This is a genomic window from Agrobacterium sp. B1(2019), from assembly GCF_008274755.1.
Lineage (GTDB): Bacteria > Pseudomonadota > Alphaproteobacteria > Rhizobiales > Rhizobiaceae > Agrobacterium > Agrobacterium salinitolerans.
The window spans coordinates 2,959,592-2,973,684 of the sequence record NZ_VTPB01000001.1 but is presented as its reverse complement, the minus strand read 5'-3'; the positions used below and the strand labels follow the sequence as shown (position 1 = coordinate 2,973,684).

The 14,093-nt window shown below is 58.3% G+C and carries 13 protein-coding genes; 10 read left to right on the top strand and 3 right to left on the bottom strand.

The genetic code is table 11. The features are described from left to right. The first annotated feature begins 15 nt into the window (after positions 1-15). Positions 16-339: a phosphoribosyl-ATP diphosphatase gene (locus AGR1_RS14720; protein ID WP_149147233.1), complete on the top strand. Its 324-nt coding sequence runs from the start codon at positions 16-18 to the stop codon at positions 337-339. After that, on the top strand, positions 336-1,337 hold the full coding sequence (coaA, locus tag AGR1_RS14715; protein ID WP_169538622.1) for a type I pantothenate kinase: 1,002 nt from the start codon (positions 336-338) through the stop codon (positions 1,335-1,337). The genes AGR1_RS14720 and coaA overlap by 4 nt, the downstream gene beginning before the upstream one ends. Before the next feature lie 47 nt (positions 1,338-1,384). Here coaA and lysM read toward each other — a convergent pair whose 3' ends face one another. The 3 genes from lysM to AGR1_RS14700 form a co-directional block, all read right to left on the bottom strand. Then, the gene (gene lysM, locus AGR1_RS14710) at positions 1,385-1,834 is read right to left on the bottom strand and encodes a peptidoglycan-binding protein LysM (RefSeq protein ID WP_080792060.1); all 450 of its coding nucleotides are present in this window, start codon (positions 1,832-1,834) and stop codon (positions 1,385-1,387) included. A gap of 75 nt (positions 1,835-1,909) precedes the next feature. After that, a complete protein-coding gene (arfB, locus tag AGR1_RS14705) occupies positions 1,910-2,344 on the bottom strand; it encodes an alternative ribosome rescue aminoacyl-tRNA hydrolase ArfB (protein ID WP_080792063.1) in 435 nt (144 codons plus the stop codon). A gap of 111 nt (positions 2,345-2,455) precedes the next feature. Continuing rightward, entirely contained in the window at positions 2,456-4,066 is a 1,611-nt protein-coding gene (locus tag AGR1_RS14700; protein ID WP_080792066.1) for a phosphoenolpyruvate carboxykinase, read from the bottom strand. Positions 4,067-4,405: 339 nt separating this feature from the next. Here AGR1_RS14700 and chvI point away from each other — a divergent pair, with 339 nt between their 5' ends. From chvI to tsaE, 8 genes are all read left to right on the top strand, one after another. Next, positions 4,406-5,131 (top strand): two-component system response regulator ChvI, encoded by a 726-nt coding sequence (gene chvI / locus AGR1_RS14695; RefSeq protein WP_003505377.1) that lies wholly within the window; start codon positions 4,406-4,408, stop codon positions 5,129-5,131. A gap of 57 nt (positions 5,132-5,188) precedes the next feature. After that, complete coding sequence (gene chvG, locus AGR1_RS14690; RefSeq protein ID WP_149147232.1) at positions 5,189-6,979, top strand: two-component system sensor histidine kinase ChvG; 1,791 nt, start codon at positions 5,189-5,191, stop codon at positions 6,977-6,979. After that, complete coding sequence (locus AGR1_RS14685) at positions 6,969-7,433, top strand: serine kinase (RefSeq protein ID WP_080792070.1); 465 nt, start codon at positions 6,969-6,971, stop codon at positions 7,431-7,433. The genes chvG and AGR1_RS14685 overlap by 11 nt, the downstream gene beginning before the upstream one ends. Before the next feature lie 125 nt (positions 7,434-7,558). Then, on the top strand, positions 7,559-7,960 hold the full coding sequence (locus AGR1_RS14680) for a PTS sugar transporter subunit IIA (RefSeq protein ID WP_080792077.1): 402 nt from the start codon (positions 7,559-7,561) through the stop codon (positions 7,958-7,960). A gap of 11 nt (positions 7,961-7,971) precedes the next feature. Then, positions 7,972-8,247 (top strand): HPr family phosphocarrier protein, encoded by a 276-nt coding sequence (locus tag AGR1_RS14675; protein WP_003521181.1) that lies wholly within the window; start codon positions 7,972-7,974, stop codon positions 8,245-8,247. Between the two features lie 128 nt (positions 8,248-8,375). Continuing rightward, positions 8,376-9,776: an adenosylhomocysteinase gene (gene ahcY / locus AGR1_RS14670; RefSeq protein WP_080792079.1), complete on the top strand. Its 1,401-nt coding sequence runs from the start codon at positions 8,376-8,378 to the stop codon at positions 9,774-9,776. Between the two features lie 208 nt (positions 9,777-9,984). Then, positions 9,985-12,570: a PAS domain-containing sensor histidine kinase gene (locus AGR1_RS14660; RefSeq protein ID WP_149147231.1), complete on the top strand. Its 2,586-nt coding sequence runs from the start codon at positions 9,985-9,987 to the stop codon at positions 12,568-12,570. Continuing rightward, on the top strand, positions 12,567-14,078 hold the full coding sequence (gene tsaE / locus AGR1_RS14655; RefSeq protein ID WP_149147230.1) for a tRNA (adenosine(37)-N6)-threonylcarbamoyltransferase complex ATPase subunit type 1 TsaE: 1,512 nt from the start codon (positions 12,567-12,569) through the stop codon (positions 14,076-14,078). The genes AGR1_RS14660 and tsaE overlap by 4 nt, the downstream gene beginning before the upstream one ends. Positions 14,079-14,093 lie beyond the last annotated feature (15 nt).

Here is a 14,093-nt window from a genome sequence, read left to right as displayed (position 1 = left end):
TTGCAGGATTTCCCCATGAGCGCATTTTCCCTTTCCGATCTGGAGCGTATCGTCGCAACCCGCGCCGCTGCCTCTCCTGATGAATCCTGGACGGCCAAGCTGGTTGCTGCCGGTCAGGAACGCGCCGCCAAAAAACTCGGCGAAGAGGCCGTGGAAGCCGTCATCGCCGCCATCGCGAAAGACCATGATGGGCTGAAGAACGAAGCGGCCGATCTGCTTTACCATCTGCTAGTGGTGCTGAAGATCGCCGAGGTTCCCTTGAGTGACGTTTTTGCCGAACTGGAGCGCCGCACGGGTCAGACCGGCCTTGCGGAAAAGGCGGAGAGGCCGACATCATGAAGATCGAGGCAGGCAGCGGGGAGAGAGGCATGCCAGGCACACTCGATCATTTCAGGCCGGATGAATATTCGCCATACCACTTCTTCAGTTCGGAAGAATGGGCGAAGTTTCGCGCCGATACGCCACTGACACTTTCGGCCGACGAGGTCAAACGGCTACGTTCGCTTGATGATCCGATCGATCTGGATGAAGTGCGGCGCATCTATCTCTCGCTGTCGCGCCTGCTGTCCTCCCATGTGGAAGCCTCGCAGCTGCTATTCGAACAGCGCAACCGCTTCCTCAACATGGGTGACGTCAACAAGACGCCCTTCGTCATCGGCATTGCCGGTTCAGTGGCGGTTGGAAAATCAACGACAGCGCGTATTCTGAAAGAGCTCCTGGCGCGCTGGCCCTCCAGCCCCAAGGTTGATCTTATCACCACGGACGGCTTTCTTTATCCGAATGAGGTCCTGCGGCGGGAAAACCTGATGGAGCGCAAGGGCTTTCCCGAAAGCTATGATATCGGCGCGCTCCTGCGTTTTCTTTCGGCGATCAAGGCGGGCCAGCCGAATGTGAAGGCGCCGCGTTATTCGCACTTGACCTATGACGTGCTTCCGAACGAATTCACTGTCATCGACCAGCCGGATATCCTGATCTTCGAAGGCATCAACGTACTGCAATCGCGCGATCTGCCGGCGGGTGGGCGGATCGTACCGATTGTTTCCGACTTCTTCGATTTCTCGATCTATATCGATGCCGACGAGGACTTCATTCACAACTGGTATGTGAACCGGTTCATGAATCTGAGACAGACCGCCTTCCGCGACCCAAATTCATTCTTCAACCGTTATGCGTCAATCAGCGAAGAGGCCGCGCTCAGCATTGCCGAAGGGCTCTGGCAGAACATCAACCTGAAGAACCTGCGCCAGAATATCGTCCCGACGCGCCCGCGCGCCGATCTTATTCTGCGCAAGGGAGAGAATCACCTGATCGATACGGTGGCGCTCCGCAAATTATAAGAGACGCCGCGCAAAACGGCGCCTCATCGAACCTGTAAAGTCCGTTATTATGCAAGCTCAGGAATACGCAGCACCTGGCCGGGATAAATCTTGTCTGGATGCGTCAGCATCGGCTTGTTGGCTTCGAAGATGATATTGTTCTTCGCGCCGTTGGCCTTGCCGTACTGGGCTTCCGCAATCTTCCAGAGATTGTCGCCCTTCTTGACCGTGTAGAAGACGGGTTCCTTCGCGGGCGCGTCAGTCACTTTCAGCTCGCCGGCCTCGACCTTGGAAATGCCCAGCGTGTTGCCGACCGCGATGACCGCCTTTTCGAAAACTGACTGATCGGCCACTTCGCCCTTCAGAACGACCTTGTCGTCCACCACTTCGACCTGAACCTTGTCCGTGCCGAGATCGTGGGAAGCGAGTTCCTTCTTAACCGCTTCGACATCGGGGGCATCGTCACCGCCGATACCGAGCTTCTTTCCCGCTTCCTTGATGAAATTGAACAGACCCATAGCACCCTCCTTGGTTGTAGGGAGGATTACCAGACGATATTTGAAGCTCTATGACAAGGGCGAAACATTTGGCCTTTATTCGCCCGAGGGCTTACCGCGCATTTTCTTGATATCGGAGCGGCCAGACTTCGCCTTGAGGCGGCGCTCAACCGATCCCTTGGTGGGCTTGGTGGCCTTGCGCACCGGCGGAGGCGGGGCGGCAGCTTCGAGAATCAGTTCCTTCAGCCGCTCGCGGGCGTCTTCGCGATTGCGTTCCTGGCTGCGAAACCGGCTTGCCTCGATCATGAGGACACCGTCTTTCGACACGCGCCTGCCACCGAGGCGCAGTGCATTGGTCTTTACCCTATCCGGAAGGGAGGGCGAATTGGCGACGTCGAAAAACAGCTGAACCGCTGTCGAGACCTTGTTGACGTTCTGGCCACCCGGCCCGCCGGCCAGCACGAATTGCTCCGTCAGTTCCCAGCCGGCAATGGTGATGCGGTTATTGATGTAAAGCGGGTCGCTGGCCATGTTTTCTCTCCGCGCCGGTGATGCCACAGATCGCGAAAAATGAAAACAGCGGAGCAAACGAAAGAACCCGGCACAAGGCCGGGTCCCCTCCTCCTCACAAATGAGGCTTTATTATTCAGCCGCGAGCAAAAGGCCCGGCGCTGCGTCGCGCACCTTGCTGTCGACGTGGTCTTCGAACTTGGTGAAGTTCGTGACGAACATCGACACCAGCTTCTTCGCCTGCGCGTCATAAGCTGCGCCATCGGCCCAGGTGGAACGTGGATCGAGGATTGCGCTGTCGACACCATCAAGCGACTGGGGGACGGCGAAGCCGAAATTCGCATCGGTGCGGAACTGTGCGTTCTTCAGATCGCCAGTGAGAGCGGCGGTCAGAAGCGCGCGGGTCGCCTTGATGGGCATGCGCTTGCCGATGCCATAAGCGCCGCCGGTCCAGCCGGTGTTGACCAGCCAGCAATCCACACCGTGCTTGCCGATCAGCTCACGCAGCAGATTGCCGTATTCCGCCGGGTGGCGCGGCATGAAAGGCGCGCCGAAGCAGGTGGAGAAGGTCGCTTCCGGCTCGGTTACGCCCTTTTCCGTACCGGCGACCTTTGCGGTGTATCCGGAGAGGAAGTGGTACATGGCCTGTTCCGGGGTCAGCCGGGCGATCGGCGGCAGCACACCGAAGGCATCCGCCGTCAGCATGATGATCGTCTTCGGATGGCCGGCAATGCCCGTTTCCGACGCATTCGGAATGAAGTGCAACGGATAGGCGCTGCGGGTGTTTTCCGTCAGCGAATTGTCATTGAAATCAGGAACCCGGTTTTCGTCCAGTACAACGTTCTCAAGAACCGTGCCGAAACGCCGGGTCGCGGCATAGATTTCCGGCTCGGCTTCGGCCGAAAGCTTGATCGCCTTGGCATAGCAGCCGCCTTCGAAATTGAAGATGCCGTGCTCGCCCCAGCCATGTTCGTCATCGCCAATCAGCGTGCGCGACGGATCGGCGGATAGCGTGGTCTTGCCGGTGCCGGAAAGGCCGAAAAACACCGCGGAATCACCCTGCGGACCGACATTGGCCGAGCAATGCATGGGCATGACGCCCTTGGCCGGCAGCAGGTAGTTCAGCACCGTGAAGACCGACTTCTTGTTTTCACCGGCATAGGAGGTGCCGCCGATGAGGACGAGGCCGTTGGTCAGATCGCAAGCGATGACGGTTTCCGAACGAACACCGTGACGGGCCGGATCGGCCTTGAAGCTCGGCAGGTTGATGATGGTGAGCTTCTGCTTGAAACCCGCCAGTTTTTCCTGCTTCGGACGGATTAGCAGATTACGGATGAACAGCGAATGCCAGGCAAGCTCGGTGACAACGCGTGTCGGCAGAGCATTTTCCTCATCGGCGCCGCCGATCAGGTCCTGCACGTAAAGCGTCTTGCCGGCGGCGTGGGCCAGCATGTCCTGACGCAGCAGCTCGAAGTTTTCCGGCGACAGCGGCTTGTTATTGTCCCACCAGATGGTGTTCTCGGTGGAAGCGTCGCGGACGACGAATTTGTCCTTCGGAGAACGGCCCGTGTGCTGACCTGTGACGGCGCGCAGCGCGCCATCGATGGTCAGTTCGGCTTCACCGTTGCGGATCGCCTCTTCGTATAATTCGCTCTCGTTGAGGTTATAAAAGACGCGGGAGGCCTCGCCCAGTCCGAGTTCCGCAACTCCATTGGCAGGATTATGAACCCCAAGCTCGTTCATGACGCGTTCCTTGTTAATGACGATAAGGACGTTGAAATTTCCCCGGAAAATACGTGGCAGCTTTTAGAAACGCAAGAGCCAAATTTTAAAAAACTTAGTAATTTCAATATATTAATCGATTTAAAAGATTTTATTTCTTTTTAAATCGGTTGAAGACGCATTAAAATCCAGCTGCGGCCTTTTCGCAAAATCCGCTCCCGCCTCACCGGCGATTTCGGAGCGAGTTTTCCTTTGCCACAATTTGTTCCACCTTTATACTCAAGAGAGTGGCTCGCGGCGCACAACCTTGGCTGGGTGAATGTCGGGAGTTACGAGAAAATGACGATGGAGACCAACTACATGCAGACGATCGCGCTTGTCGACGACGACCGGAATATTCTGACTTCGGTATCGATCGCGCTCGAAGCCGAAGGCTACCGGGTCGAAACGTATACGGACGGCGCTTCCGCGCTTGACGGGTTGATCGCCCGTCCGCCGCAGCTCGCCATTTTCGATATTAAGATGCCACGCATGGACGGCATGGAGCTTTTGCGGCGTCTTCGCCAGAAATCGGATCTGCCGGTTATCTTCCTCACATCCAAGGATGAAGAGATCGACGAATTGTTCGGCCTGAAGATGGGCGCGGACGACTTCATCACGAAGCCCTTCTCTCAGCGTCTTCTGGTGGAGCGCGTAAAAGCCATCCTGCGCCGCGCCAGCAGCCGCGAAGCGTCCGCCGCAACCGGCAGCGTTCTGAAGCCGACCGCCGATCAGCAGGCGCGCACGCTGGAGCGCGGGCAGCTCGCCATGGACCAGGAACGCCACACCTGCACCTGGAAGGGTGAGCCGGTGACGCTGACGGTCACCGAATTCCTCATCCTGCATTCGCTGGCGCAGCGGCCGGGCGTGGTGAAAAGCCGCGACGCGCTGATGGATGCCGCCTATGACGAACAGGTCTATGTGGACGACCGCACCATCGACAGCCACATCAAGCGCCTTCGCAAGAAGTTCAAACTCGTCGATGGCGACTTCGATATGATTGAAACGCTTTATGGCGTAGGATATCGCTTCCGCGAAGCAGCTTGAACGAGCCGACTCGCGCAGAAGGGACCGCCCGATATGGGGCGGTAAGGACTTGAATACGTGTTGAAGAAAACGCCGGAAACCGTCTCGGACAGTGACGATGCCGAAGAACGCGGCAGCGAACGCCGCCATCGTATCCATCCGTTGACGATCATCCGGCGCATTTTCGGCAACGCGGTGTTTTCCAGCCTCACGCGCCGCATCCTTTTCTTCAACGTCGCGGCGACGGTGGTTCTGGTCGGTGGCATTCTTTATCTCAACCAGTTCCGTGAAGGACTGATCGACGCGCGCGTGGAAAGCCTGTTGACGCAGGGCGAAATCATTGCCGGCGCGGTTTCCGCTTCCGCGTCTGTCGATACCAACTCGATCACCATCAATCCGGAAAAGCTGCTCGAATTACAGGCTGGGCAAAGCATCACCCCTGCCCCCAATGACGAGGACTTGAGTTTCCCGATCAATCCGGAGCGGGTCGCGCCGGTGCTGCGGCGGCTGATTTCGCCGACGCGCACCCGTGCGCGGCTGTTCGATGCCGACGCCAACCTCCTGCTCGATTCCCGTCATCTTTATTCGCGCGGTCAGGTGCTGCGTTTCGACCTGCCACCGGTAACGCCGGAGACGCAGAGCTGGGGCGACTGGTTCACCAGCATGTTCAACCGCATGCTGCAGCCGAGCAGCCTGCCGCAATACAAGGAAGCGCCCGGCGGCGACGGTTCGATCTATCCCGAAGTGATGAATGCGTTGACCGGCGTGCGCGGCGCGGTCGTGCGTGTCACGGAAAAGGGCGAGCTGATCGTTTCGGTCGCCGTGCCGGTGCAACGCTTCCGGGCGGTACTCGGCGTTCTGCTGCTTTCGACGCAAGCGGGCGATATCGACAAGATCGTACATGCGGAGCGCCTTGCCATCATGCGCGTCTTCGGCATCGCGACGCTGGTCAATATCGTCCTGTCGCTGCTCCTCTCCTCCACCATCGCCACGCCGCTTCGGCGGCTTTCGGCGGCTGCAATCCGCGTGCGCCGCGGGGCGAGAACCCGCGAGGAAATACCGGATTTCTCGGCGCGTCAGGATGAGATCGGCAATCTTTCGATTGCGTTGCGTGAAATGACGACGGCGCTGTACGACCGTATCGACGCCATCGAGAGCTTCGCCGCCGATGTCAGCCATGAGCTCAAAAACCCGCTGACCTCGCTGCGCAGCGCCGTGGAAACCCTGCCGCGCGCCAAGACCGAAGAGTCCAAACAGCGCCTGACCGAAATCATCTTCCACGATGTGCGCCGTCTCGACCGCCTCATCAGCGACATTTCGGATGCGTCACGGCTCGATGCAGAACTGGCGCGCGCCGACGCCTCGCCGCTCGATCTTGATATGCTGATGAAGGGTCTGGTGGATATATCCCGCCAGATAAGCACCAAGAAGAAAAGCGTGACGATCGACTATGTCATCGACCGGAAAGCGGGCGCAAAGACCTCCTTCGTGGTGAATGGTCACGATCTGCGTATCGGTCAGATCGTCACCAACCTCATCGAGAATGCGCGCTCCTTCGTTGCCGAGGAAAGTGGCCGCATCACCGTGCGCCTCTCCCGTCACAAGGATCGTTGCATCGTGCAGGTGGAGGATAACGGACCCGGCATTCAGGCAGAAGACATCGACCGGATTTTCGAGCGCTTCTACACAGACCGGCCGGCGAGCGAAGGGTTCGGACAGAATTCCGGCCTTGGCCTTTCCATCAGCCGCCAGATCGCGGAAGCCCATGGCGGCAGTCTGCGGGCGGAGAATGTCGTCGACAAATATGGCGTGATCTCCGGCGCGCGCTTCACCCTGTCGCTGCCGGCAGCCGAAACCCATGACCGCTGAACGCTTCAACCTGCACGCCACCGCCATCACCGTTCAAAACACCGGCATTCTTTTCGTCGGACCGTCGGGCAGCGGCAAAAGCGAACTTGCCTTCAGCTTTCTAACGGAGGCCGAACGCTGCGGATTGCCGGCCGCGTTGATCGCGGACGATCAGATTTTCGTGTATCGCGAGGGTGAAAACATCATTGCCGAGCGGCCGGAAGCCATCGCCGGCCTGCTGGAATTGCGCGGCAGCGGCATCGTTTCCGTCAGAAGCGTTGCGCGCGCTCCACTAGATTTCGCCGTCACGACAGTTCTTTCAGGGACAAATTCAAGACTTCCCGAAGATGACGAGAGGTTTTCCCTGCCCTGCGGCGGGCATATCAGGCTTCTGCGCATTCCGCTTTCCAGTCTGACGCCCTATGGAAAATTTGCTGCACTTGCTCAGAATCTTTTTAAAACGAATGTGAAGTGACGATGATTCGGGCGATTTTAGGCTTGCGATTCGCATTTTCCTCATCAAGATGAAATCCCACCGATGGACAGGATTGCCGCGTTGCGATAGTCGGCAATGAGAGTGCGTGTGCAAGGGAGCATTTCATGATCGGACTAGTGCTTGTCACCCATGGCAAGCTGGCTGAGGAGTTTCGCCATGCGTTGGAGCATGTCGTCGGTCCCCAGAAATTGATCGAGACGGTCTGTATCGGTCCCGAAGACGACATGGATCAGCGCCGGCAGGATATCATCGATGCCGTTGCACGCGTCAATGACGGCAATGGCGTCATCATCCTGACAGACATGTTCGGCGGCACACCCTCCAATCTTGCAATTTCCGTCATGAATAACGGCAATGTCGAAGTCATCGCAGGGGTCAATCTTCCCATGCTGATCAAGCTTGCCGGCGTTCGCAGCGAAGATAATATGGACAAGGCCCTTCAGGATGCATCCGATGCCGGCCGCAAATATATCAACGTCGCCAGCCGCGTTTTGAGCGGCAAGTGAGAAGTCAGCCCATGTCGCCATTCTCCCGGGAACTACCGATCATCAATAAACGCGGTCTCCACGCCCGGGCCTCGGCGAAATTTGTGCAGATGGTCGAGGGGTTCGACGCGACGATCACGGTTTCCAAGGATGGCATGACCGTTGGCGGCACCTCCATCATGGGTCTGATGATGCTGGCGGCCAGCCCCGGATGCAGCGTTTATGTCGAGGCAAGCGGCAATCAGGCGAAAGAAGCGCTGGAGGCGCTGGAGGCACTGGTCGCCGACCGCTTCGGCGAAGAAGCCTGACCAGACACCATATAAAGACATAAAGACTTCTTTATATCATCATTGCCAGATCGTCCGTGGCCTGCTAAACCGCTGCTACGTTTAAAAGCCGGGCCGGAAGGCGCGGCGTTTCTGATCTGGAGAACTTCATGAGCCTTGAGAAGGACTACATCGTCGCCGATATCAACCTTGCCGCATTCGGCCGCAAGGAACTGGACATTGCCGAAACCGAAATGCCGGGCCTGATGTCCTGCCGCAAGGAATTCGGTGAAAGCAAGCCCCTGAAGGGCGCACGTATCACCGGTTCTCTTCACATGACGATCCAGACCGGCGTTCTCATCGAAACGCTGAAGGAACTGGGCGCGGAGATTCGCTGGGCCTCCTGCAACATCTTCTCGACGCAGGACCATGCCGCGGCCGCCATTGCTGCGGCCGGCATTCCGGTCTTCGCCGTCAAGGGTGAAAGCCTGACGGAATATTGGGAATATACCGACAGGATCTTCCAGTGGACCGACGGCGGTCTCTCCAACATGATCCTTGACGATGGCGGCGACGCCACCATGTACATCCTGCTCGGCGCACGCGCCGAAGCCGGTGAGGACGTTCTGTCCAATCCCGGTTCGGAAGAAGAGGAAATCCTCTTCGCGCAGATCAACAAGCGCCTCAAGGCTTCCCCCGGCTGGTTCACCAAGCAGCGCGACGCGCTGAAGGGTGTCACCGAAGAAACGACTACCGGCGTTCACCGTCTCTACGATCTCAGCAAGAAGGGCCTGCTGCCTTTCCCGGCGATCAACGTCAATGACAGCGTCACCAAGTCGAAGTTCGACAACAAGTATGGCTGCAAGGAATCTCTCGTCGACGGCATTCGCCGCGCGACCGATGTGATGATGGCCGGCAAGGTTGCCGTGGTCTGCGGTTATGGCGATGTGGGCAAGGGTTCCGCCGCCTCGTTGCAGGGCGCTGGCGCCCGCGTGAAGGTCACCGAAATCGACCCTATCTGCGCGCTTCAGGCCGCCATGGATGGTTTCGAGGTCGTTCGCCTGGAAGACGTCGTCTCTTCCGCTGACATCTTCATCACCACGACAGGCAACAAGGACGTGATCCGCATCGAGCATATGCGCGAGATGAAGGACATGGCGATCGTCGGCAATATCGGCCACTTCGACAACGAAATTCAGGTCGCGTCGCTGCGTAACCTGAAGTGGACGAACATCAAGCCGCAGGTCGACATGATTGAGTTCCCGAAGGGCAACCGCATCATTCTTCTGTCCGAAGGCCGCCTGCTGAACCTCGGCAACGCCACTGGTCACCCGTCCTTCGTCATGTCGGCCTCCTTCACCAACCAGGTGCTGGGCCAGATCGAGCTCTTCACCAAGCAGGGCGAATACAAGAACGAAGTTTACGTTCTGCCGAAGCACCTCGATGAGAAGGTTGCGCGCCTCCATCTCGAGAAGCTTGGCGTGCGTCTGACCGAACTTTCCGACCTTCAGGCAGATTATATCGGCATCTCGAAGGAAGGTCCGTTCAAGGCGGAACACTACAGATATTAATATCATAGTTAATATCCACTGAAATTACACAATATCTAGATGCCGTGCGCTTGACAAAGCGTGCGGCATCTTTTTTGCGCGCTCCCTTCCCGCAGATTTATGAAGGCGGTATTGTCATCGGACTTGATTCGGACACGCCAAAGGGCGGCGCGGACGAAATGGGATGTCTTGTCGAAGATGCGGCACATAGGACGGAGACAGACCGGGGATGACGGTTCACAATTCAGATCTGCGCAAGCAGACAGTTCAGCGCGTTGAAAACACGCATGCGGGCGTGGCATTGAGCGCGCAGGTGTTGGAGCGTTACCGGCTGGCAATCCGTGCGATCCGGACCGGCTTTTCGCGGGCGCACATCCTGCTTTCGGGTACGGTTCTCACCGGCTCGACCACCATTGCGATGGCTCAGGATGGCCTTGTGGCAAAGACCGGCGCGCGGCTGTTCTCATCCGGAGAAACCATCACCTATTCGCTTTTCGTCGGCATGCTTTCAGCAACGCTGTTTTCCGTTGTCTGGCTGGTGCGCCAGCGCGGCAATATCGAGGCAGAAAGCAGTGAATACCGTCAGGCGCTTGCCCAGTCCCACCACAAGATCGCAAAATACGAGGCGCTGATTTCCGATAAGAGCCGCCGCATCGTCATCTGGGATGGCGCGGACAAGCGACCCGAATTTCTGGGACAGCTGCCGGCCGAGACGGGCGTGCCGCAGGCGGATCAGGATTTTCTGGCCTTTGGCCGCTGGTTGAAACCGGCATCCGCAAGCCAGCTTGAAAAATCCATCGAAAAACTCCGCAGCCACGCACAGAGTTTCGACCTGACCATCGAGACGCAGCGCGGCGAAGTCATTGAAGTTCAGGGCCGGGTTTCCGGCGGAAACGCCTTTGCGCGTTTCATAGCCCTCAACAATCTGCGCGCCGAACTTGCCGAATTGCAGGTGGAGCGCGAGCGCCTGATCGCTTCCGTATCGACCTTTCAGGAACTTCTCGATTCCATCGAGCAGCCCGTCTGGCGGCGCAATGGCGAAGGTGACCTCATCTGGGTCAACCACGCCTATGCCCAGGCGGTGGATGCCCATGACACCGAACAGGCCGTTCACGAGAAACGCGAATTGTTGAACACGGTCACCCGGCAGAAGATACGCGCGGCCGCGACGCCGGAATCGCCCTATCATGACCGTATTTCCACGGTGGTTTCCGGAAACCGCACCTTCTTCGATGTCGTCGATATCAAGACGGCGGGCGGCTCCGCCGGAATCGCCATCGACGCCACCGAGGCCGAGACCATCGGCGAGGAACTCAAGCGGGTTCTGAAGAGCCACGCCGAAACGCTCGATCATCTGGCGACGCCCGTCGCCATTTTCGACGGCCGGCAGCGGCTGCAATTCTACAATCAGGCTTTTGCGACTCTCTGGGGTCTCGACCTCGTTTTCCTCGAATCCGGCCCTGACAATTCCGAGCTTCTCGACAGGCTGCGCACCGCCGGCAAATTGCCGGAGCAGCTGAACTGGAAGAACTGGAAGGAGACCGCGCTCTCCGTCTACCGCTCGCTCGACACAAAGACCGATCTGTGGCACCTGCCCAACGGCCAGACCCTGCGGGTCATCGCCACCGCCCATCCACAGGGTGGTGCGACCTGGGTTTTCGAAAATCTGACCGAGCAAGTCGACCTGCAGATGCGCTACAACACCCTGGTGAAGGTGCAGGGCGAGACTATCGACCATCTGGCCGAAGGTGTCGCCGTGTTTGGCGCAGACGGGCGCATTCGCCTCTCCAACCCGGCATTCCGGGCGCTCTGGGGTGTGACTGCCGAACAGGCGGAAACGGGCACGCATATTCGCGCCATCGAGACCGCCTGCGCTCCATCCTACGAAGGGCCGGACGGCTGGCGCGCCTTCAGCCAGTTCATCACCAGCTTCGATGACGAACGACCGTCGCGGCAGGGCACGCTGGAGCTGCTTTCCGGTCTCGTGCTTGATTATGCGATCATTCCGCTACCCGACGCTCAGACCATGCTGACCTTCGTCAACATGACCGACAGCGTGCGGGCCGAGCGGGCGCTGAAAGAAAAGAACGACGCGCTTCTGAAGGCGGACGAGCTGAAGAACGATTTCGTGCAGCACGTTTCCTACGAACTGCGCTCGCCGCTGACCAATATTATCGGCTTCACCGATCTTCTGAAAACGCCCGGCATCGGCCAATTGACGGACCGGCAGGCGGAATATCTCGACCATATTTCCACCTCATCCTCGGTGCTTCTGACCATCGTCAACGATATTCTCGATCTCGCCACCGTCGATGCCGGCATCATGCAGCTCAATTATTCGGAAAACGATCTGAACGAGTTGCTCGACGACGTCTCGGTGCAGATCGCCGATCGGCTTCAGGAGAGCGGTATTTCGCTCGAGATCGTTGCTCCTACCCATCTCGGCAGTCTCGTTGCCGACCACCAGCGGCTGAAACAGATTCTCATCAAGCTCCTGACCAATGCGATCAATTTCGCACCCGAAGGTTCCTCCGTACAGATCTCCTGCCAACGCAGTGAGGGCGATTTCGTCTTCTCCGTTGCGGATAAGGGACCGGGCATTCCCGAAGACATGCTGAAGACGGTGTTCGACCGCTTTGCGACGCGTGGCAATGGCGGGCGGCGGACCGGTGCAGGGCTTGGCCTTTCCATCGTTGAAAGCTTCGTCAGCCTGCACCATGGCACGGTCAGCATCGACAGCCGACCCGGCAACGGCACCATCGTCACCTGCCGCATTCCTTCCGGCACACGGCCGCACTCCATCGCCGCAGAATGAACGAAGACCTCCTGCCGATCACCATTCCTCTTGAGGGAGAAAAGGACACCATCAGGCTGGGTGAAGACCTCGCGCTGGCTTTGAAACCCGGCGATTGCCTCGCATTGATCGGTGATCTCGGCGCCGGCAAATCGACGCTCGCCCGAGCCTTCATCCGCGCGATGGCGAATGAACCCGATCTCGAAGTGCCGAGCCCCACCTTCACGATCATCCAGACTTATGACGCCCGCATTCCGGTCGCCCATCTCGATCTCTACCGGCTTTCGGATGTTTCCGAATTGGACGAACTCGGCATCGATGAAATGCTGGAGGACGGCGTCTGCCTGATCGAGTGGCCGAATATCGCTGCCGATGTTCTGCCGCCGCAGCAGACCATAACCCTGACGCTGACACATTCCGGTGACGGGCGGCTCGCCTCTATCGAAGCTCCGGCAAAATTAAAGACACGGCTTGAGCGGGTTTTTGCCATCCGCACGTTTCTCTTGAAAAATGGCAGGGGCGAAGCGGCGCGGCGTTTTTTGAGCGGCGACGCCTCCACACGCGCCTATGAAACCGTTTCCACCGAAGGCCCGAACCTTATCCTTATGGATTGGCGACGACCCATGCCAGGAGCGGTCATCGCAGATGGCAAGACCTATGCGGAAATCGCTCATCTCGCACAAGATGCGCGCTCCTTCGTGGCGATTGGCCATTATCTGAGAAATAGCGGCTTTTGCGCGCCGGAGATTTTGGCGGTGGATATCGATCAGGGCATTCTGCTGCTCGAAAACCTTGGCCAGGAAGGGGTTCTGGCGGCGGACGGGACGCCGATAGAGAACCGCTATCTTCAAAGTGTCGCGTGTCTCGCCGCCCTTCACCAGACTACGCGGCCCAACCTGCTGCCGGTGGGTGACGGGAGCTTCTATGAGGTTCCCTCCTTTGATCCGCACGCAATGAAGATCGAGGTTTCGCTGCTGGCTGAATGGTATCTGCCCTACAAACGCGGCAAACCGCTTACCGATGGCGAAAAAAGCGACTATTACGCCTTATGGGACGGCCTGATTGATCAACTCGCCGACTGCGAAACGGGGCTTCTGCTGCGCGATTTCCATTCGCCCAACCTCATATGGCAACCGCAGAACACCGGCATCCGCCAGGTCGGCATCATCGATTTTCAGGACGGGATGATCGGCCCAACCGCCTATGATGTCGCTTCCATCGTGCAGGACGCCCGTGTCACCATCTCCCCCGAACTGCAAGCGCGCCTGCTTTCGCATTATCTCGAGAGCAGAAGAAATACACCGTCTTTCGATGAGGCCGCTTTTCTCAAGGCTTTCGCCATCATGTCGGCGCAGCGCAACTGCAAGCTTGCCGGTATCTGGGTGCGGCTGTTGGAACGGGATGCAAAACCCGGTTATATGAAACATATGCCGAGGACGTTCCGCTATCTCAGTGCAGCGCTTTCGCATCCGGAACTCGCGCCGCTCAGGGACTGGTGCTTGCGCATGGGCATGGAATTCGACGACTGAGAGACGGTTGACCAC